The organism is Micromonospora sp. NPDC048894 (assembly GCF_040649765.1).
GTDB lineage: Bacteria > Actinomycetota > Actinomycetes > Mycobacteriales > Micromonosporaceae > Micromonospora > Micromonospora antibiotica.
Map to the genome: position 1 here is coordinate 510,953 of NZ_JBEZFY010000003.1, position 21,034 is coordinate 531,986.

The window sequence follows — 21,034 nt, forward strand, 5'->3', positions numbered from 1 at the left end:
CTCATCCCGGATGCCGGGCGAGATGGGCGAGCAGGGCCGCGGAGAGCCGGTCGGGGGCCTCCTCGGGCACCCAGTGCGACACCCCGTCCAGGGCGAGGAACTCGTACGGGCCCTTCACCCAGGCGGCGGTGCCGTGCGCGGCGACCGGCCCGACACCGATGTCGGCACTGCCCCAGACATAGAGCGTCGGCACGTCGACCGGTCCGGCCTCGACGTCCTCCGGCCGGGTCGCCCGGTACCAGTTCAGCGCGGCGGTCAGCGCGCCCGGCGCGGTCAACCGGTCCAGGTAGGTCGCCAGCTTCGCCGGCCCCACCGCCGCGCCCAGCATCCGGCGCAGCAACGCCGCGTCGTCGGCCAGCAGCATCCCCTCGGCCTGCCCCGGCTGCCGGAACATCGCCAGGTACGCCGAGCGGCTCTGCTGGTCGGGATCGGCGGCCAGCGCGTCGGCGAACGGCCGGGGATGCGGCACCGACACCGCGGTGAAGGTGCGCAGCAGCTCCGGGTGCCGATCGGCCACCGCCCAACCGATCGCCGCCCCCCAGTCGTGCCCGACCAGGTCGAACCGGTCCCAGCCGAGCTGCCCGGCGACCGCGACGACGTCGGTGACCAGGGCGTCCATCCGGTACGCGTCGACGTCGTCGGGGCGTACCCCGGGGGAGTAGCCGCGCTGGTCCGGTGCGACGGCGTGGTGACCGGCGGCGCCCAGCGCGGCGAGTTGGTGCTCCCACTCGACGGCCCCCTCGGGGAAGCCGTGCAGCAGCAGCACGCCCCGGCCGTCGGCGGGGCCGGCGGTCAGCGCGTCGAAGGTGCCGGCGTCGGTGGTCAACCGCAGCGGTGTGGTCATGCCGGCCGCCCGGCCCGTGCGGCGGCCACGTCGCGGTACTGGTCGACCAGCCGGTGCAGCGCCGGGACCAGGTCGTTCGGGGTGGGCAGGCCGGCCACCTGGGTCCGCAGCCGTTCGGCGTTCGCCTTGAACGACGGGTCCTTGAGCACCCGGGCCAGATCCTCGGCGAGGGCCTCGGAGGTGAGGTGGTCGGCGTCGGCGACGAACCGGCCGGCCCCCTGCTGTTGCAGGCCGTTGGCGTGGGCCAGCGGCCCCCACCACTGGAAGCCCCAGTGCGTCCCCGGAATGATCAACTGCGGGACGGCCTGCTCGATGGCGGTGGCAAAGGTGCCCGCCCCGCCGTGGTGCACGATCGCCGCGCAGCTCGGCAGCAGCATGGCCAGCGGCACGAAGTCGACCACCCGGACGTTGTCCGGCAGCTTCGGGATGGTGGCGAGCTGCTTGGCGTTGAAGGTGGCGATCACCTCGGCGTCCAACCCGCTCACCGCGTCCAGCAGATCGGCGGCGGGAGCCTCGGTGCCGCGCCCGTTGCGGTGCGACTCGCCGAGGGTGAGGCAGATTCGGGGCCGCTGCTGCGGCTCCCGCAACCAGTCGGGGATCCGGGCCGGCGGGTTCACCGCGATGTGCCGCACCGGCACCAGGTGCAGCCCGTCGGGCTGGTACTGCCACGGCGGCATCGGGTCGATGGTGAAGTGCCCGACGGCGACGTCCTCGTCGAACCGGGTGCCGTAGCCGGTCAACACCCGGTCCAGCCAGTCACGCAGCGGATCGCCCTCGTCCCGGGCGGCCCGGCGCAGCTGGGTGATCCCGTCCGGGCCCATCATCATCCGGGCGTGCGGCACCCCGCACACGGTGGCCGCGGCCGGCGCGGCGTACACCATGGAGTCCCAGACCACCAGGTCGGGCCGCCACGAGCCGATCAGCGCGACCAGGTCGGCGATCATCTCGTCGGTGGAGAACAACGCGAAACCCCAGGACGCGCGGGACAGCTTCTCCAACGGGTTGTCCCGGGGGAAGTCCTGCTGCAACGGCATCTCCTGGCGTTCACCGGGCGCCATCACCACCGCAGGCGCCTCGCCGGGGCGTACCCCGGGGTAGAACGCCGGCATCTCCGTGCGCGTCCGACCCACCTCGACCGGGACGAACCCGGCCGCGATGATGGCGTCGGCGATCTCGGGCTGACTGGCGACGCGGACGTCGTGTCCGGCCGTGCGCAGCGCCCACGCCAACGGCGTCATGATGTGCAGGTGCGCCTTGTTGGCGTGCGGCACGAAGAGCACTCTCATCCGGTCTCCCTCAGCTCGGTGTGGCCTGGCTCGGCAGGCGCGGCGGCCGGGACACGACCGGCACGCGGACATGCTGCTGCGCCCCCCGTCGACCTCCTCCCCACCATGATCTCGGCCCGGTCGCCCCCGGACATCTCCATACATGCCCTTTCCCCGTCGGGCACCGGGCATCGTCGAAGTAGGAACCCGCCGCCGACCTCTCCATACTCGACGGACAGGCGGCGCCACCCCAGCACCGGCCGCCCACCGGTCGGGTGCCCCGCACGGCGGCGGCACCGCCGGCCGCCGTCGTGCTCGCGCCGCGCGCGACCGCCCGGCCAGCTGCCGGCACGGCCTTCCCTGCCCGTACGACGAAAGGGACCCCCATGTTCGCCGACGCCGACCCTGCCCTGATGGAACCCCGAGACTTCGCCCGACTGGTCACCGCCACCCCCGTCGACGAACTGCGCCGGGTGATGGGCGGCCCGCACCGCCGCACCATCCTCGACGGCATCTTCGTCCGGATGCCCACCCTGTTCCGGGCCGACCGGGCCGGCAACACCGAGGCCGTCCTGCACTGGAGCGTCGGCGACCGGCGCGAGGGCACGGTGGACACCTACGAGATGGTGATCGCCGGCGGCGAGTGTGTGCTGTCGGAGCGGCCGGACCGGGAGCCCCGGCTCACCCTGACCCTCAGCGACATCGACTTCCTCAAGCTGGTCAGCAGCAGCGCCAACCCGGTCACCATGTTCGTGCTGGGCCGGATGAAGGCCAAGGGCGACCGGGGACTGGCCATGCGCATCCCCACCCTGTTCGACATCCCGAAACCCTGACCCGGACGCGGCGGCGGGGGCGCACCCGGTGCGCCCCCGCCGCCGTGTCCCCGTCGCCGGCCCGGATCAGCCGGCCAACCGGCGGCTGATGTCCGCCCGCAGCTGCTTCTTGTTCACCTTGCCCACCGCCGTGAACGGCAGCTCGTCGACGGTCACCAGCCGCTCCGGCAGCTTGAACGCGGCCACCCCGGCCCGCTGCATCACCGCCCTTACGTCCTCCAGGGCCACCGCCCGGCCCGGTTGCGGCACCACGTAGAGGCAGACCCGCTCACCCAGCTCGGCGTCCGGCATGGCGACCGCGGCGGCCAGGCTCACCGCGTCGAGCTGGTAGGCGAAGTTCTCCACCTCCTCGGCGGAGATCTTCTCCCCACCCCGGTTGATCAGGTCCTTGTCCCGCCCCTCGATGACCAGGTTCCCGTCCGGCCGCAGCCGCACGATGTCGCCGGTGTTGTACCAGCCGTCGACGAAGGCCCGCGCGGTCAGCTCCGGCGACCGGTAGTAGCCGCGCGGCGTGTACGGCCCCCGGGTCAACAGCACCCCCGCCTCGCCCGGCGGCACCGGCCGACCGTCCTCGTCGACCAGCCGCAACTCGTCGTCCGGGCAGATCGGGCGGCCCTGGGTGTGGCACACCACGTCCGGCGGGTCGGCCGGGCGGGTCAGGCAGAGCAGCCCCTCCGCCATCCCGTACACCTGCTGCAACGCGCAGCCCAGGACCGGGGTGACCCGCTGGGCCACCTGGTCGGCCAGCCGGGAGCCGGCGACCTGCACCCGGCGCAGCGAACCGAGGTCCCGGTCGGGGTCCTTCTCCCGGTACTCCAGCCAGCGTTGCACGGCGGCCGGCACCAGCGAGGTGAAGGTGACCCGCTCCCGCTGCACCGTCTCGAACGCGCGCTCCGGTGCGGGCGACGGCAGGATCACCACCCGGCCACCGGCCAGCAACGTGCCCAGCAGACCCGGCCCGGCCATCGGATAACCGTGCGCCAGCGGCAGCACCGCCAGGTAGACCGTCGACGCGTCCACGTCGGACAGCTCGGCCGCCCGGCGCATCATGTACCCGTAGTCGTCGTGGGTCCGGGCGATCAGCTTCGGCACCCCGGTGGTGCCGCCGGAGAGCAGGAACAGGGCGACCGCCGAGCCGGCGGGAGCGGCGGCGTCGAGCGCCGACCGGGCCGCCGCCGGGTCGTCCGCCGGCCGGCACAGCCGCCGCAGGTCGACACCGTCCGCGCGGACCTCCGCCCCGGCCACCAGCACGTGCCGCAGGGTCGGGGCGTCGGCGGCCACCTCGTGCGCCAACGCCTGGTGGTCGAAGTCCTTCAACACGTCCGGTACGACCAGCGCCCGCGCCCCCGTCAACGCCACGATCGCGGCGATCTCCTGCCGACGGTGCGCCGGCAGCGCCATCACCGGGACCGCGCCCAGCCGGAAGCAGGCCACCGTCAGCACGACGAACTCCCAGCAGTTGGGCAGCTGCACCACCACCCGGTCGTCGGGGCGTATCCCCAGCTCCCGCAGGCGGGTGGCGGCCCCGTCCGCGCGGGCGGTCAGCTCGGCGAAGGTGAGCCGTACCGGGCCGTCGACCAGGCACGTCGCGGTGGGGTCGGCGTCGGCGGCGGCGTACAGCTGCGCCCCCAGCGAACGGTGAGTCCAGTACCCCCGCTCGGTGTACCGCGCCACCAGCTCCGGTGGCCACGGCACGGTCCCGTCGAGGGTAGGTCGGGTCGCTTCTGCGGACATGTGGGTCCTCCCGATCCGGTGGGTCGACGCGGCGCACCGGCGTCGGGGCCCGCGCGGCGCGACCGAGGAATTCGCGTGTCGAACTCGCGGGGAAACCGTACGGAGGCGCACCGCCGAGTTCCTTCTCCCGCATTGCGCTATTGCGCCGCCGGGCATTAACGGAGGTCACGGCGGGTGCCGGTGGCCGCCGTCGGCCGCCGACGATCGCACTCAGGAAGGTGCCCCTGTGATCGGTGGGGGAACAGGATGTTCCGCAGTTGAGGTCAGCGTCCGGACCTGACCGTCACCGCGACATTTCCGAAGGACAGCGACCACCGCATCCGGCTGTGTTCCGGGTGCGGTCGGCGATGTGGAGAGGAGCCTGGACGTGAGCCAGGATGGGGAATTTTCTGAGGCAGTGGCCATTGTCGGTATGAGCTGCCGGTTCGCCCCTGACCTTGACTCGTTGGAGAAGTTCTGGGCATTTCTCATCGGTGGTCGACATGCCGTGAGCGCCATGCCCGACAAGCGGTGGGAACCGTACGCCTCGACCAGCCCCCAGGCCACCGCGATCCTGCGGAAGACGACCCGACTGGGCTCATTCCTCGACGACATCGAGGGATTCGACGCGGACTTCTTCGGCATCTCTCCCCGGGAGGCGGACTTCCTCGACCCGCAGCAGCGGATCGTGTTGGAGTTGGCCTGGGAGGCGCTGGGCAACGCGGGTGTGCCGCCGTTGTCGCTGCGCGGTTCGGACGCCGGTGTCTTCGTGGCGGCCAATTCCAACGACTACGGCCGCCGCCTGCTGGAGGACATTCCGCGGACCGGGGCATGGGCGGTCAACGGCACCACCTACTACGGCATCGCCAACCGCATCTCGTACTTCCTCGACCTGCGGGGCCCCAGCATGGCGGTCGACACCGCCTGTGCCGGTTCCCTCACCGCGCTGCACCTGGCCTGCCAGAGCCTGCGCGAGGGGGAGATCCCGCTGGCCGTCGTCGGCGGGGTCAACATCATGGCCAGCCCGACCCTGTTCGTCGCCCTGGACGCGGCCGGGGCGACCGCCCCGGACGGGCGCAGCAAGGCGTTCGCCGCCGACGCCGACGGCTACGGCCGGGGCGAGGGCGCCGGCGTGGTGGTGCTCAAGCGGCTGTCCGACGCCCGCCGTGACGGCGACGAGGTGCTCGCGCTGATCCCCGGCAGCGGGGTGTTCCAGGACGGCCGCTCCGACGGGATGATGGCGCCCAACGGCTCCGCCCAGGAGCACATGCTCCGGGTGGCCTACGAGCGTGCCGGCATCGCCCCGGAGACGGTGCACTACGTCGAGGCGCACGGCACCGGCACCCCGGTCGGCGACCGGGAGGAGGCCAAAGCGTTGGCCGCCGTCTTCGGCGCCGGACGGCCCGCCGACGAGCCCTGCCTGATCGGTTCGGTGAAACCCAACATCGGTCACGTCGAGGCGGGCTCGGGCATCGCCGGTGTGATCAAGGCGGTGCTGGCGTTGCGGCACGCCGAGATCCCGCCGAGCCTGCACCGCGAGCCGAACCCGGACTTCGACTGGGCCGCCTCCGGGCTGCGGCTGATCGGCGAGCGGTCCCCGTGGCCGGCCGGCGACAGCCCGCGCCGGGCCGGCGTGTCCAGCTACGGCGTCGGCGGGTCCATCTCGCACGTCATCCTCCAGGAGGCGCCGCCCGCCGTGGCCGCCTCGACCGGGGCCACGGCCGACCCGGCGCAGGCCGGTACCGCCTCGACCGAGGTCGTCGCCGGGGCCCGGCCGTCGGTGTACCCGCTCTCGGCGATGTCCGAGGCCGGGGTGGCGGCGCTGGCCAGCCGCACCGCCGACTGGCTGGTGGAGCACCCGGGGGCGTCCCTGCCGTCGGTGGGGCACACCCTGGCGCAGCGCCGCTCGCACCTGCCGCAGCGGGCCGCCGTGCTGGCCGCCTCACCCGGGGAACTCGTCGAGCGGCTGCGGGAGGTGGCCGACGGCCGCACGACCCCGCAGGTCGCCCGGGGTCGGACGGTGGCCGATCCGGCCCCGGTGGTCTGGGTCTTCTCCGGCCACGGCGCGCAGTGGGCGGGCATGGGCCGGCAGTTGCTGCGCGACGAGCCGGTCTTCGCCGCCGCCGTCGACGCGCTGGCCGAGGTGTTCCGCGAGGAACTCGGCTGGACGCCCCGCGAGGCGCTCACCGCCGGCGGCCCGTGGAACGGCGTCGAGGTGCAGGCGTTGACCTTCGCCACCCAGGTCGCCCTGGCGCAGACCTGGCGGTCCCGGGGGCTCACCCCGGCCGCCGTGATCGGGCACTCGGTGGGGGAGATCGCCGCCGCCGCCGTCGCCGGCAGCCTGGACGTGCTGGCTGCCGCCCGGTTCGCCTGCCAGCGGGCGCGCGCCCTGGAACGCCTCCAGGGCCAGGGCGGGATGGCCATGGTCGGGCTCGGCTTCGACGAGGCCCGGCAGCGGCTCGCCGGTTCGGTCGGCGTGGTCGCCGCCATCTCGGCCAGCCCCACCTCCACCGTGCTGTCCGGGGACCGGGAGACCGTCGAGCAGATCGTGACGCGTTGGCGCGAGGAGGGGGTGGCGGTGTGGCGGGTCGACACCGACATCGCCTTCCACAGCCCGCACGTCGACGCCGCGGTGGCCGAGGTCGCCGCGGCGGCCGGTGCGCTGCGGCCCGGAACGCCCCGCACCCCCCTCTACAGCACCGCGTTGACCGACCCCCGGTCGACCGCGCCGCGTGACGGCGCGTACTGGGTGGCGAACCTGCGTGAGCCGGTGCGCTTCACCGACGCGGTGACGGCGGCGGTCGCCGACGGGCACCGGGTCTTCCTGGAGGTCTCCACCCACCCGGTGGTCACCCACTCCATCGGGGAGACCCTCGCCCACCTCGGCGTCGAGGACGCCACCGTCGTGCACAGCCTGCGCCGCGACACCGACGAGGAACGTGCCCTGCTGGCCGGCCTGGCCCGGCTGCACTGCGCGGGCGCGGCGGTGGACTGGGAGCGGCTGCACCCGACCGGTTCGTTGCTGCCGATGCCCTCGGTGGCCTGGCAGCACCGGCCGTACTGGATCTTCCCGGAGGCCCGGGCCGAGTCCGGTCCCGGCGGGGGGCACGACCCGGAGCGGCACAGCCTGCTCGGCGGCCGGATGACGGTCTCCGGCGCCCCGCCCCGGCAGGTGTGGCAGACCTACCTGGACATGTCGTCGCGGCCCTACCCGCTCGACCACGAGGTGGTCGACGTCGAGATCACCCCGGCCGCCGTCCTGATCAACAGCTTCGCCCTGGCCGCCGCGGAGGACGGCCGGCTGCCCGCGCTGGCCGACATCGTGCTGCGTACCCCGCTGGCCGTCGCGCCGCCCCGGGTGGTGCAGATCGTCCTGTCGGAGAACACCGCCCGGCTGGCCACCCGGGTCGCCCCGCAGGACGGTGCCCCCGTCGTCGACGACGAGGAATACGAGTGGATCACCCACTCGACGGCGACCATCGACTGGAGCACCGAACTGGTCGACGGCCGGGTCGACGTCGACGAGGTGCGGGCCCGGTGCCCGCAGGAGTGGTCCTGGCAGCGGGTCGACGAGATGTTCCGCCGGATGGGCGTCGGCGGCTACGCGTTCCCCTGGGACGTCGTGGAGCTGCGCCGCAACGACGAGGAGCAACTCGCCGACATCGTCATCGTGCCGCCCCCGGCGCAGGCGGCCACCAGTTGGGCGCACGTCATCGACGGCGCGCTGACCATCAGCGCGGTGCTGGTCACCCCGGAGTACGCCAGGCACCAGTGGATGTCCTCGCACATCGAGTCGGTCGTCTTCACGGGGGAACCACCGGCGCACATCACCGTCCACTCGGTGCGGTCGCCCAGGTCGCCGCAGGACACGGTGGACGTGCAGGTGGCGAACGAGCACGGCGAAGTGGTCTGCCAGGTGCGCGGCCTGCGGTTCTCCGCCATCTCGGACACCGACAGCGCGGTGGCCGCCCCCCGCGAGCTGGTGCACGAGGTGGTCTGGCGGTCGCTGGACCTCACCGTCGACGGCAGCAGCACCGAGCTGTCCCGGGTGGTCGTGGTCGGCGGTGACGCCGCCGCCGGTGACCTGGCCGGGGCGCTGGCCGGCACCGGGCTGCGTACCGTGCGGGTGGACGGCCCGGACGAGCTGGCCACGGTCGGTCTCACCCCGCGTGACGCGGTCCTGGTCGCACCGGGTGCCGGCGACGCCGGCGAGTCGGCCGAGCAGGCCGCCGAACGGTGCGGCTGGGAGCTGATCCACAGCGCGCAGGCACTGATCGAGGCCCAGGCGGCCGGGGGCGACCCGGCCGCCGCCCAGCCCCGGCTCTGGTGCCTGACCCGGGGCGTGCGGCAGGCGGTGGCGGAGCGGTCGCTGGCCCACGCCCCGCTGTGGGGCATCGCCCGGATCATCGCCGGGGAACACCCGGACCTGTGGGGTGGGGTCGTCGACCTCGCCGACGACGCCGACGTCCCCGCCGAGACCCTCGCGACGGTGCTGCGCCGGCTCACCGGCGACGAGGACGTCGTCTCGGTCACCGGTGGTGAGGTGGCGGTGCAGCGGCTCGGGCAGGTCGAGCGGCCCGCCGACGGCACCGCGTTGCAGTGCCGGCCGACCGACACCTACCTGATCACCGGTGGCCTCGGGGCACTCGGCCTGATGGTGGCCCGGTGGCTGGCCGACCGGGGGGCCCGGCGGATCCTGCTCGCCGGCCGCCGTGGCCTGCCGCCGCGCGCCGACTGGGACGGCGACCACGACGTGCGGACCCGTCGGCAGATCGACGGGGTGCTCGAACTGGAGGCGCTCGGGGTGACCGTCCGGACCCTGGCGTTGGACATCACCGACCCGGTGGAGGTCGCGGCGGCGCTCGACCCGGCCTCGCACGGCATGCCGGCGGTACGCGGCATCGTGCACGCCGCCGGCGTGGTACGCGACGCGATGGTGGACAAGGTCGACCGGGAGGGGCTGCACGACGTCCTCGGGCCCAAGGTGAACGGGGCGATGGTGCTGCACCGGCTCTTCCCCCCGGGCACGCTGGACTTCTTCGTAATGTTCTCGTCCTGCGGGCAGTTCACCCGGCTGACCGGGCAGACCACCTACGCGGCGGCCAACTCGTTCCTGGACGCCCTAGCGGCGCACCGGCACGCCGACGGTCACACCGAGACGACCAGCCTCGGCTGGACGTCCTGGCGCGGGGTCGGCATGTCCGAGTCGATCTCGTCGACCATGCTGGAGGCCAACTCCCGTGGCCTGGACGCGATCTCGGTGACCGAGGCGTTCCGGGCCTGGGCCTTCGCCGACCGTTTCCACAGCCCGTACCACGCGATCCTGCGGGTGCTGGCGCCCACCACCAACGCCCCCCGGCTGCCGATGCTGCGGGAGCTGACCGCGACCAGGTCGACCACCGAGGGCGGCACCGGTCAGGCGTTCAGCGTCGACTGGGTCGACACCCCGGAGCAGGAGCTGCGGGAACTGGTCACCGCCGACGTGCGGGAGCAGGCCGCCGCCGAGCTGAGCCTGGCCGCCGAGGACCTGGAGCTGCGCCGGCCGCTGGTCGAGCTGGGCGTGGACTCGGTGATGACGGTGGCGCTGCGGGTGCGGCTCCAGGGCCGGTACGGCCTGGAGCTGCCGCCGAACATCCTGTGGAACAAGCCGACCATCGCCGCCCTGGCCGACCACATCGTCGACAGTCTGCGCCCCGCGGAGCCCACCGACGACGACCCGGCCGACGACCCGGCCGCGTTGCGGGTGGGCTGACCCCCACCTGCGGCGATCCCGCCGTACCCCGGCCGGTGCACCCACCGGCCGGGGTACGGCTATTTCTCGTCCGCCCCCGGAAACGATTTCTCGGAAACGGTCTCCGACATCGCAATCGCGGAGATGTCAGCGGTGTCGGACCGCCGGAGGATAGGGGGGACGGACGGACCGTTCGGGGGTGAATGTGTCCACTGTCCGCAGTAGTCCCAGGAGAGGAAGCGACCACGATGTCCACTGGTACCCAGGTGGCTCCGGCCATTGACGGAGAAAAGGCACTCGACGCGTATTACGGGTCGTTCACCAGCGACCAGGAAAAGGAGGTCCTCACCGTTCCGTTGCGCCTGGTGCAGGCCTGGTCCCGCAACGACGCCGCCGGGGTGGCGAATGCGTTCACCGAGGACGGCGTGATGATCCTGCCGGGTGACGTGTTCAAGAAGGGCCGCGACGAGATCCGCTCGTTCATGGCCGCCGCGTACGCCGGGCCGTTCAAGGGCACCGGGGTCACCGGCCGCCCGGTCGACGTGCGGATCATCGCCGACGACGCCGCCCTGATCCGTACCCACGGTGGCATCCTCGCCGCCGGCCAGACGGACATCGCGGAGGAGCTGGCCGTGCGTTCCACCTGGGTCGTCGTCAAGCGCGACGGCCAGTGGCAGCTCGCCGGCTACCAGAACAGCCCGCGCGGCGCCGGCGCGACGCTGCGCTGGTGACCGGTCACCCACTCGGACAGGAGGAGACAGCATGAGCACCGAGGGCGCATCGCTCGTGGCCGGCGCCAAGCAGTGGGCCTCGTACTACGGCGACTTCCCCAACGGGGTGGAAGGGGCGGTGCTGACCGCGCCGCTGCGCTGCCGGGCGGCGTGGGACGCCAACGACGCCGAGGGCTTCGCCTCCCTCTTCATCGACAACGGCAGCATGCTGGTCGGCGACAACCAGCTGATGAGCCGCGACGAGATCCGGTCCTACCTCGGCGAGCTGTTCGCCGGCCCGTACAAGGGCTCCCGGTTGACCCTGGAGTTCAGCGAGATCCAGGTCGTCTCGGAGTCGATGGCGCTGGCGGTCAGCGTCGGCGGGGTCGTCTACGCCGACGCCGCCGCCCTCGCCCCGGGCGACAACGTCCGCATCATGTGGGTCGTCGTCAAGCAGGACGGCGACTGGCGGATCGCCTCCTACCAGAGCAGCCCGATCACCGGCTGAACCGGTCCCGGCCAGCGCCGGGGGCGACGAGCGCCCCGGTGCGCGCCGGGTGACCAGCGGGCCGTCCAGGGCCGGGACGACGAGGGGTCGGCCCGGCCCTGGACGACGAGAGGAGAAGAGGAACCGATGACCACGACCATGGCACCCTGGGGAGACGCCTCGGCGCTGCTGGCCGCCGCAGGTGTCCCCGAGGACCCGTCCTACTACCGGGGGTACACCGACGCCGACGAGCGGGCGGCGTTGACGGTGGCCATGCGCATCCAGGCGGCCTGGGCGGCCAACGACGCCGACATGTTCGCCGACGTGTTCACCGACAACGGCAGCCTGCTGATGCGCGACGAGCAGCTCACCAGCCGGGAGGAGATCCGGGCGTACATGTCCCGGGGTTTCGCCGGGCCGCTGCGAGGCGCCCGGGTGAAGGGTTGGCCGGTCGAGGTCAGCTTCCTCACCGACGACGTCGCTCTGGTGGTGACCGAGGGCGGCATCATCATGGCCGGCCAGGACGACATCGCGCCGGAGAACTTCATCCGGGCCACCTGGGTGATGCTGCGCCAACCCGACGGCCAGCTCCGGCTGGTCTCGCACCAGAGCAGCCCGATCAGGGGCTGACGCCGACGCGGTCGACGACGACCGCCCGACCGCCGCGGTCGTGGTGACGACGGGATCCCGATCACGGATCACCACGGCCCCGGGGCACGCCCGGCGGGGACCGCCCGGTCCCCGCCGGTGGCGCGGAGACCCGCGACCGACAACCGAGAACCTGACCTTGGAGGGTGCAGTGGTGTACGACTACGTCATCGTCGGCGCGGGATCAGCGGGGTGTGTCCTGGCCGCCCGGCTCACCGAGGACCCCGACGTCACGGTGTGCCTGATCGAGGCGGGTCCCCGGGACACCGCCGACAACATCCACGTCCCGGTGGCCTTCGGCACCCTGTTCCGCACCGCCCTGGACTGGGACTACGACACCCACGAGGAGCCGGCGCTGGGTCGGCGGCGGGTCTACCTGCCCCGGGGGCGGGTGCTGGGCGGCACCAGCTCGATCAACACGATGGTCTACATCCGGGGCGCGCGCGGCGACTTCGACGGCTGGGCGCAGCCCGGCTGGGGCTTCGACGACCTGCTGCCGTACTTCAAGCGGTCCGAGGACAACGAGCGGGGGGCGTCGACCTACCACGGGGTCGGCGGGCCGATGGCGGTCTCCGAGGGGCGGGCCAACAACCCGATGTCGTCGGCGTTCGTCGAGGCGGCCACCGACGCCGGCTACGGGGCCAACGACGACTTCAACGGCGCGGGGCAGGAGGGTTTCGGCTTCTTCCAGCTCACCCAGCGCGACGGCCGCCGGGAGAGCACCGCGACCGCGTTCCTGCACCCCGCCCTCGACCGGCCCAACCTGACCGTGGAGACCAACGTCCACGTGCACCGGGTGCTGATCGAGAACGGTCGGGCGGTCGGGGTGACCGGGACCCGGCTGGACGACACGCTGACCGTCACCGCCTCCCGGGAGGTCATCCTCGCCGCCGGGGCGTACAACTCGCCGCAGCTGCTGATGCTCTCCGGGGTCGGCCCGGCCCCGCTGCTGGGCGCGCTCGGCGTGCCGGTGCTGCTGGACCAGCCGCAGGTGGGGCAGAACCTCCAGGACCACGCGCTGATCCCGCTGGTCTACACCCACTCGCAGCCGATCAGCCTGCTCGCCGCCAACCAGCCCGAGCACCTGCAACGCTTCATGGCCGAGGGGCGTGGCCCGATGACGGCCAACGGGCCGGAGGCCGGCGGCTTCGTGCGTACCCGCGACGACCTGACCGCCCCGGACGCGGAGTTCCTGGCCGCGCCGGTGATGTTCGCCGACAGCGGGCTCGGCACCCCCACCCACCACTCGATCTCGTACGGCCCGTCGATGATCGCCCCGCGCAGCCGGGGGTACGTGCTGCTGGCCTCGGCCGACCCGACGGCCAAGCCGAAGATCGTGCACAACTACTTCCAGGACGAGCGCGACCTCGACGACGCGGTCGCGGCGACCCGGATCGGCATCCGGATCGCCCAGCAGAAGGCGCTGGCCCCGTACACCGAGGGACAGTTCGCGCCGCCGGCCTCGGACTCCGACGAGGACCTGCGGCACTACGTCCGGCAGTACGCCCACTCGATCTTCCACCCGGCGGGCACCTGCGCGATGGGCGCCGTGGTCGACGAGCAGTTGCGGGTCAACGGGCTGGAAGGGCTGCGGGTGGTCGACGCCAGCGTCATGCCCACCCTGGTCCGGGGCAACCCGAACGCCGCCGTGATCGCCATCGCGGAAAAGGCGGCGGACCTGATCGCCGGGGTCGCGCCGCTGCCCCGGCAGGCCGAGGCGGTCGCCCGGTGACCTGCCTCCCGCCCACCGACCCGTCCGTTCCGGTGGGCGGCGTCCTGTCCGCCGACCGTACCCGCACAGGAGGAGTGAGATGACCAGCGCGACCGAGGCCCCCCCGAGGGAAGAACTGGTACGCCGCGCCAGCGAGCTGGTGCCGCTGCTGCGCCGGCACGCCAGCTGGCAGGAGGAGAACCGGCGGCTGCACGACGAGACGGTCGAGGCGCTGGCCGACGCCGGCCTGTTCCGGATGCGGGTGCCGCGCCGCTACGGCGGCTACGAGTCGGACACCCGCACCCTGCACGAGGTGATGGTGGAGCTGGGCCGGGGCGACGGCTCGGTGGCCTGGACGGCGTCGGTGTGGGCGATCCCCGGCTGGATGGTCGGGATGTTCCCCGACGCGGTGCAGGACGAGGTCTACTCCACCCCCGACGTGCGGATCTGCGGGACGTTGAGCCCGTCGGCCAGCGGCACCCCGAAGCCCGGCGGCGGGATGGTGCTCAACGGCAGCTGGAGTTTCATCAGCGGCGCCCTGCACAGCCACTGGCAGGAGGTCATCGCGATGGCCCCCGCCCCGGACGGGGTGAACCAGTGGCCGGTGATGGCCCTGGTGCCGCTGTCCGACCTGGAGATCGTGGACGACTGGTACACCGCCGGCCTGCAGGGTTCGGGCAGCATCACCACGGTGGCCCGGGACGTCTTCGTGCCGCAGGAGCGGATCGTGCCGATGCCCGCCGTGCTCCAGGGGCAGAGCGCCTCGGCGCTCAACCGGGACCTGCCGATGTACCGCAACCCGCTGCTCGGGGTGGCGAACGCCTCCTCGGCCGGTACGGTGATCGGGCTGGCCCGGGCGGCCCGGGAGTTCTTCCTGGAGCGGCTCGACCGCAAGATCACCTACACCGACTACGCGACGCAGCGGGAGGCCCCGGTCACCCACCTGCAGCTGGCCGAGGCGACCATGAAGATCGACGAGGCCGAGTTCCACGCCCAGCGGATCACCGACCTGGTCGACACCAAGGGCGTCAGCGGTGAGCCGTGGACGCTGGAGGAGCGGGCCCGGACCCGGGCCGACATCGGGGCGATCTGCCAGCTCGGGCGGGCCGCCGTCGACCTGCTCGGGATGGCCAGCGGTGGCTCGTCGATCCTGCGCCAGGCCCCGATGCAGCGGGTGGTCCGGGACATGTACGCGGTCAACCTGCACGCGCTGATGGTCCCGTCGACGAACCTCGAACTCTACGGTCGGGTGCTGTGCGGGCTGGAGCCCAACTCGCCGTACATCTGAGTGCCGCCCGCCGGGCACGGCGGACGGTGGGACGAAGAAACGGACCCGCGGCACCGGTCGGTGCCGCGGGTCCGCCCGCATGTGCGGGTCGTCACATGTCGGGGCCACCTGCGCCGAGCACCGGACGGACCTCGACGAGGCCGAAGTTGGCCTCCGGGATCCGGGCGGCGTGCCCGACCGCCTGCTCGATGGTGTCGCACTCGATCAGGTAGATCCCGGCGACGTACTCCTTGACCTCGGGGAACGGGCCGTCGGTGGTGGTGACCTTGCCGTCGCTGACCAGGACCTTCTTGGCCTGACCCTGGTCGGCGAGGGCCTCGGAGACGATCAGCTCGCCCGACTCGGCCAGATCCTCCACCAGCGACATGTGCGCCTTGAAACCCAGCTCCCGCTCGGTGTCGGACATGTTCTGCCAGGCGTCCCGGGTCTGCTGGTTGTGGCTGATCATGATCAGGTACTTCATGGGTGCCTCCTGAAGGCTCGAACTATTTGCTTACCCGTATGTCGAAACCAACGAGCCAGCTTCGACATCCAGGCAGAAGCGCACGTGACGTGCGCCGATGTCGAGGAGGGCACATGAGCACCGGTACCACACCGAGTTCGGACGAGGCGCTTGACGCGTCCGCGGACCGGCCGGATCCCCGTCGGTGGAAGGCGCTGGCGCTGCTCGGCTTCGTCCAGTTCATGTTCGTCATCGACATGACCGTGGTCAGCGTCGCGCTGCCGCGCATCCAGGGCGAACTCGACATGTCCCGGACCGGGCTGGCCTGGGTCGTCAACGGCTACGTGCTGATGGCCGGCGGTCTGCTGCTGTTCGGCGGCCGGCTCGCCGACCTGTTCGGTCGGCGGCGGATCTTCGTCACCGGCGTGGTCATCTTCGCCATCGCCTCGGTCATCTCCGGGGCCGCGATGAACCCCGAGATGCTCATCTACAGCCGCTTCCTCCAGGGCGTCGGTGAGGCGCTGGCCGCCCCGGCCGCGCTGGGCATCGTCTTCCTGCTCTTCTCGGCCCCGGCCGACCGGGTCAAGGCGGTCGGCATCTGGGGTGGCCTGTCGGGCCTGGCCGGCACGCTCGGCCCGGTCGTCGGTGGGCTCATCGTCGCCGACGCCAGCTGGCGCTGGATCTTCTACGTCAACGTCCCGGTCGCGGTGATCGCGCTGGCCCTGGTGGGCCGGCTGGTCGGCGAGACCCGGATGGAGCGCACCGGGCAGAAGTTCAACTTCGCCGGCGTGCTGACGGCCACGGCGGGTCTGGTGGCCATCGTCTACGGCCTGCTCCAGGCCGCCGAGCGGTCCTGGCTGTCGACGCAGGTGCTGCTGCCGCTCTTCGGCGGTCTGGCGCTGATCGGGCTGATGCTGCTGATCGAGTCGCGGGCCGCCGCACCGCTGATCCCGCTGCGGTTCTTCACCAACCGCACCCGCGCGGTGGGTTACCTGGTCGGTCTGACCCTCTCCTGCGCCTTCTTCGGGTTCACCTTCCTGACCACCCTCTTCGAGCAGCAGGTGCTCGGCTACTCGCCGCTCAAGGGCGGCCTCTCCTTCATCCCGGTGGGTCTGGGCATCGCCTTCGGCGTCGGGCTGTCCACCGGCATGATCCCGAAGTTCGGCGTCAAGCCGGTGATCATCGTGGGTCTGCTCGGGGTCACCGGCGGCCTGTTGCTGCTCAGCGGGATCTCCGTCGACACCCACTACGCCAGCGGCATCCTGCCCGGCATGCTGGTGCTGGGCGTCTTCTTCGGCCTGGCGATGCCCGGCACCGCCAACACCGCGCTCTACAAGGTGGGCACCCAGGACACCGGGCTCGCCTCCGCCATGCAGAACGTGATGCAGCAGGTCGGTGGCGCGCTCGGCCTGTCGGTCCTGGTGGCGCTGGCCCTGCGGTTGGGCGGGGACCGGCTCGCCGAGGGGGTGAACGCGAGGGTCGCGGCCACCGAGGGGTACGTGCTGTCCTACCGGGTCTCCGCGGTGCTGCTCCTGGTCGTCGCCCTCGTCGTGCTCCTGCTGCTGGAGAAGATCGGCATCCAGGGCGACTGGGCCACCCCCGACGACAAGACGCCGTCCGACAAGACCACCGCCGACGCCCCGTTGGCCGGTACCGGCGACGCCGACACCCCGTCGGGTGCCCCGGCCGCCGCCGACGACCGGACCGGTGCTCCACCCGCACGTTGACCGGTCGGCGTCCGGGTGGTTGCCGCCGCCCGGACGCCGTTCCCGCCCCGCACTGACCCACCCCCCCGGGTCGGTGCGGGACGGGCCGGCCGGCCCTTCCCCCGGGCCGGCCGGCAGCCCGGGACCGGCCGCACCGGTCCCGGTGTGCCACCCGGACCGTCCCCCCGGTCCGGGCCGGAGAACCTGCCGTCCCCCCGGCAGGCGTCAGCCCCGCCGGATCCCCCTTCCGGCGGGGCTGACTCGGCCCACGCGACCACCGGCGCCCGCGCGGCGCGGCGGCCGGTGTGCGGCGGTCAGTGTGCGGCGGTCTGCGGCACGGCCACCTCGGCCGGCTCCGTGCTCCGGCGACGCCGCCCGTTGAGCAGCGCCCCGATGAACGTGTAACGGACCAGGTAGCGGTAGCTGAGCAGGGTGAGGGGATAGGTGACCAGCAGGATGGCCGGGAACTTGACGAACCACGGCACCGCCACCTGCGACACCGCCGCCTGTAGCGCCATCACCAGCGGGAGGTGGACGACATAGACCCAGTACGACGCGTCGGCCACGTACCGGATCGACGGGTTCGGCCGGGACAGGTGCCGCATGGCCGCCCCGATCAGGCCCATCGTCCACGCCCACACGGCCAGCGTGTAGACGACCGCGTAGCCGATCTTGTGCCAGCCCAGCGACTCGGGTTCGGTGTCCGGGGTGAGCCCCACCATGGCCAGCGCGATCGCGGTGAGCACGACCGCCGCCACCAGGTTACGGGGGTACCGCCGCTCCCACACCCGGATCACGTCCACCTGGCGGTTGAGCAGCCAGCCGAAGCCGAACGCGCACCCGTAGGCGACCAGGCCCACCGGGTTGGGGATCAGCCCGTTCTCGGCCGGCGGCACCCCGTACCAGAGCAGCCAGTCCTGCTTGAGCAGGAAGGCGACGCAGAGCGGGGCGCCGACGACCAGCGGGGTGAGGTCACGGGCGACGACGTTCCGGACGATCGGGTCGACCAGTCCGCTGCGCCGGCTGCCGTCGGGGTCGAGCAGGTTGACCACCGCGCGGACGACCAGTGCCAGCACGTAGAGGACCAGCAGCCAGTAGAGGAACCACAGGTGGGTCAGCGGGAAGGTGTGCAGGGTCATCGGGGTGGCCCCGGGCACCTCCTCACCGGCCAGGTTCGCCGCGATGATGATCGCCACCACGGTGGAGACCATCACCACCGGCCAGAAGATCGCCAGTGGGGCGAGGATGCGCACGGCCCGGTTGCGGACGAACCCGGCGGTGCCGCGCCGGTGCAGCAGCAGCCGGGCGAAGAAGCCGGCGATCAGGAAGAACAGCGTCATCCGGAACACGTGGATGACGAAGTAGGTGCCGTTCATCACCGGGCTCGTCGACACGTCCCCCACCACCCAGGTGCGGGGCTCCAGGAAGGACAGTGTCGTGTGCAGCACGACGCCGAGGAGCAGGGCTCCCGCGCGTACCGCGTCGAGGGCGTGCAGTCGTTCGGAGGCGCTCGTGGCGGCGCCGGGGACAGGGGTCGAGGGGATGGCCATGTTCTGCTCTCCACTACCCGCGGTCTCGGGTCCGTCCCGATTCCGCGCGTTCGTCGGGCGTCGGGAATAGGCGGCGCCGGTAGCCCCGGAAGAGGCGGTGCGTGCTCCGGGCCGACCGGCCGGACAGCACTGAGGGAGTTGCTGTCGACCGCTACGGGGAGGCTATAAAACATAGACAATCATGGTCATCCGCGCTTGCGTCAAAATTGTTTCATCTTTCGGTTGCCGGCATCGGCCTTTCGGCCTTTCCGGCTAATTCGTCGTTTCTGCGTCTCGGTCGGGAGCGAATTCGGGAGCCCGTGGGCCGCCGGACTCACCGACCGGTCAGGCCCGTTGGGTCGCGCGTAGCCGCAGGAACCGCTGCTCCGGGACGCTGAGCGTCGCCTGGGCGGCCAGCAGGTAGTGCCGCCGGGCCTCCGCCCGGTCACCGAGCAGGTCGAGCAGATGGGCCCGCACGACGTGCACCCGGTGGTTACCGGCCAGCACCGGATCGGTCTGGGCGGCGGTCAGCTCCGCGAGCGCGGCCTCCGGCCCGTCCACCATGGCGACCGCCACGATCCGGTTCAGGGCGACCATCGGACCGGGCGCGATGCGCCGCAACAGGTTGTAGAGCCCGAGGATCTGGGGCCAGTCGGTGTCCTCGGCACGGGCCGCCTCGTCGTGCACCGCCGCGATCGCCGCCTGCACCTGGTACGGCCCGACCGGCGCAGTCGCCAGGGTGCGGGTGATCAACGCGACGCCCTCCGCGATGGCCCGCCCGTCCCACCGGGACCGGTCCTGCTCGGCCAGCGGAATGAGCGCCCCGTCCGGGCCGGTGCGGGCCGGCCGTCGGGCGTCGGTGAGCAGCATCAGCGCCAGCAGCCCGGTGACCTCCGGTTCGTCGGGCAGGCGCTCGTGCAGTTGCCGGGTCAGCCGGATCGCCTCGGCGGTCAGCTCGATCCGGTTGAGCGCCGGCCCCGAACTGGCCGTGTAACCCTCGTTGAAGATCAGGTAGAGGACCTCCATCACGGCGGCCACCCGGGCCGGCCGATCCTCGGGCGCCGGCATCCGGAACTCGGCGCCACTGGCCCGGATGCGCTGCTTGGCCCGGCTGATCCGTTGGGCGACGGTGGACTCCGGCACCAGGAACGCCCGGGCGATCTCGGCGGTGCTGAGCCCGCCGACCGCCCGCAGGGTGAGCGCCACCTGGGAAACCCGGGTGAGCGCCGGATGGCAGCAGAGCATCAGCAGGGTCAGCGTGTCGTCCACGGCGGAGACCCGACCGGGCTCCGGGGCGGTCAGGGCGGCCACCGCACGTTCCCGGCGGCGGCGGGCGGCGTCGTTGCGCCACAACTCCGTCCAGCGGCGGGAGGCGACCGTGGTCAGCCAGCCCCGGGGGTTGGCCGGCAACCCTTCCTCCGGCCACTGCACGGCCGCCGCGAGCAGGGCCTCCTGCACGGCGTCCTCACAGGTGTCGAAGCCGCCGTGCAGGCGTACCAGGGTGGAGAGCACCTGCGGCGCGTGCTCGCGCAGCAGGTCCTCGACGTCGGTGGTGACGGTCACGCGTCCGGCCGGGCGGCGTCGAGGACCGGGCGCACCTCGACCAGGCCGAGTTGCGCCTCCGGCACCCGGGCCGCGTGCGCCACCGCCTGCTCGATGGTGTCGCACTCCACCAGGTAGAAGCCGGCGAGATACTCCTTCACCTCGGGAAACGGGCCGTCGGTGGCGATGGTGCGGCCCCGGTCGACCCGGACCCGACGGGCCGTCGCCGGATCGGCCAGCGCTTCGGAGACGATCAGTTCACCGGCGGCGGCGAGGTCTTCGACGAGGGCGGCGTGGGCCTTGACGCCCAGTTGCCGTTCGGTGTCGGACATGTCCTGCCACGCGTCACGAGCCTGCTCGTTGTGGCTGATCAGGATCAGATATTTCACCGCACCTCCAAGGTCGGAGATGATTGTCCCACCGGTAGGTCACAACCAGCACCGTCGCTACGACACAATACAGACGTGCAGCTCAGCGTGGGTAGGTCGACGCGGCCACAGGGTGCCGCGTCGTTTTCGTCGGTGGGGTCGGCGACATCGGGTCGGCTGGTCGGCGAGGGCAGCCGAAAAGGAATTCGTCCTCTCG

The 21,034-nt window shown here is 72.5% G+C and carries 15 protein-coding genes; 8 read left to right on the plus strand and 7 right to left on the minus strand.

What is annotated here, in order from left to right:
• Position 1: 1 nt before the first annotated feature.
• Together AB0C22_RS09145 and AB0C22_RS09150 are read right to left on the minus strand one after the other, a co-directional pair.
• Positions 2-844: an alpha/beta hydrolase gene (locus AB0C22_RS09145; RefSeq protein WP_219462707.1), complete on the minus strand. Its 843-nt coding sequence runs from the start codon at positions 842-844 to the stop codon at positions 2-4.
• Positions 841-2,130 (minus strand): nucleotide disphospho-sugar-binding domain-containing protein, encoded by a 1,290-nt coding sequence (locus AB0C22_RS09150; RefSeq protein WP_219462705.1) that lies wholly within the window; start codon positions 2,128-2,130, stop codon positions 841-843. Before AB0C22_RS09150 ends, AB0C22_RS09145 begins: the two co-directional genes overlap by 4 nt.
• Positions 2,131-2,495: 365 nt before the next feature.
• Between AB0C22_RS09150 and AB0C22_RS09155 the strand changes: the two genes are divergently transcribed.
• Positions 2,496-2,942, plus strand: coding sequence for an SCP2 sterol-binding domain-containing protein (locus tag AB0C22_RS09155; RefSeq protein WP_208566655.1), 447 nt, complete (start codon positions 2,496-2,498; stop codon positions 2,940-2,942).
• A 66-nt stretch (positions 2,943-3,008) separates the two neighbouring features.
• Here AB0C22_RS09155 and AB0C22_RS09160 read toward each other — a convergent pair whose 3' ends face one another.
• The gene (locus AB0C22_RS09160; protein WP_357534385.1) at positions 3,009-4,676 is read right to left on the minus strand and encodes an AMP-binding protein; all 1,668 of its coding nucleotides are present in this window, start codon (positions 4,674-4,676) and stop codon (positions 3,009-3,011) included.
• A 367-nt stretch (positions 4,677-5,043) separates the two neighbouring features.
• Between AB0C22_RS09160 and AB0C22_RS09165 the strand changes: the two genes are divergently transcribed.
• The 6 genes from AB0C22_RS09165 to AB0C22_RS09190 all read left to right on the plus strand — a co-directional run bounded on the left by AB0C22_RS09165 (position 5,044) and on the right by AB0C22_RS09190 (position 15,230).
• Positions 5,044-10,407, plus strand: coding sequence for a type I polyketide synthase (locus AB0C22_RS09165; RefSeq protein WP_357534387.1), 5,364 nt, complete (start codon positions 5,044-5,046; stop codon positions 10,405-10,407).
• Positions 10,408-10,634: 227 nt separating this feature from the next.
• On the plus strand, positions 10,635-11,117 hold the full coding sequence (locus AB0C22_RS09170) for an SgcJ/EcaC family oxidoreductase (protein ID WP_219462701.1): 483 nt from the start codon (positions 10,635-10,637) through the stop codon (positions 11,115-11,117).
• 31 nt (positions 11,118-11,148) lie between these two features.
• Positions 11,149-11,604 carry an SgcJ/EcaC family oxidoreductase gene (locus AB0C22_RS09175; RefSeq protein WP_219462693.1) on the plus strand — a complete coding sequence of 152 codons (456 nt, stop codon included), beginning with the start codon at positions 11,149-11,151 and terminating at the stop codon, positions 11,602-11,604.
• A 126-nt stretch (positions 11,605-11,730) separates the two neighbouring features.
• On the plus strand, positions 11,731-12,213 hold the full coding sequence (locus AB0C22_RS09180; RefSeq protein WP_219462682.1) for an SgcJ/EcaC family oxidoreductase: 483 nt from the start codon (positions 11,731-11,733) through the stop codon (positions 12,211-12,213).
• Between the two features lie 172 nt (positions 12,214-12,385).
• Positions 12,386-13,963 carry a GMC family oxidoreductase N-terminal domain-containing protein gene (locus tag AB0C22_RS09185; RefSeq protein WP_357534389.1) on the plus strand — a complete coding sequence of 526 codons (1,578 nt, stop codon included), beginning with the start codon at positions 12,386-12,388 and terminating at the stop codon, positions 13,961-13,963.
• Positions 13,964-14,042: 79 nt separating this feature from the next.
• Positions 14,043-15,230 (plus strand): acyl-CoA dehydrogenase family protein, encoded by a 1,188-nt coding sequence (locus tag AB0C22_RS09190; RefSeq protein WP_208566649.1) that lies wholly within the window; start codon positions 14,043-14,045, stop codon positions 15,228-15,230.
• A gap of 91 nt (positions 15,231-15,321) precedes the next feature.
• On the opposite strand, the gene AB0C22_RS09195 is transcribed toward AB0C22_RS09190, so the two are convergent.
• On the minus strand, positions 15,322-15,693 hold the full coding sequence (locus AB0C22_RS09195; RefSeq protein ID WP_219462671.1) for a YciI family protein: 372 nt from the start codon (positions 15,691-15,693) through the stop codon (positions 15,322-15,324).
• A gap of 113 nt (positions 15,694-15,806) precedes the next feature.
• On the opposite strand from AB0C22_RS09195, the gene AB0C22_RS09200 reads away from it, so the two are divergent.
• On the plus strand, positions 15,807-17,399 hold the full coding sequence (locus AB0C22_RS09200; RefSeq protein ID WP_208566647.1) for a DHA2 family efflux MFS transporter permease subunit: 1,593 nt from the start codon (positions 15,807-15,809) through the stop codon (positions 17,397-17,399).
• A gap of 293 nt (positions 17,400-17,692) precedes the next feature.
• Here AB0C22_RS09200 and AB0C22_RS09205 read toward each other — a convergent pair whose 3' ends face one another.
• The 3 genes from AB0C22_RS09205 to AB0C22_RS09215 form a co-directional block, all read right to left on the minus strand.
• Positions 17,693-18,928: an acyltransferase family protein gene (locus AB0C22_RS09205; protein ID WP_357534392.1), complete on the minus strand. Its 1,236-nt coding sequence runs from the start codon at positions 18,926-18,928 to the stop codon at positions 17,693-17,695.
• Positions 18,929-19,252: 324 nt separating this feature from the next.
• Entirely contained in the window at positions 19,253-20,470 is a 1,218-nt protein-coding gene (locus AB0C22_RS09210) for a DUF6596 domain-containing protein (RefSeq protein WP_219462668.1), read from the minus strand.
• On the minus strand, positions 20,467-20,838 hold the full coding sequence (locus AB0C22_RS09215; RefSeq protein WP_219462666.1) for a YciI family protein: 372 nt from the start codon (positions 20,836-20,838) through the stop codon (positions 20,467-20,469). Before AB0C22_RS09215 ends, AB0C22_RS09210 begins: the two co-directional genes overlap by 4 nt.
• Positions 20,839-21,034 lie beyond the last annotated feature (196 nt).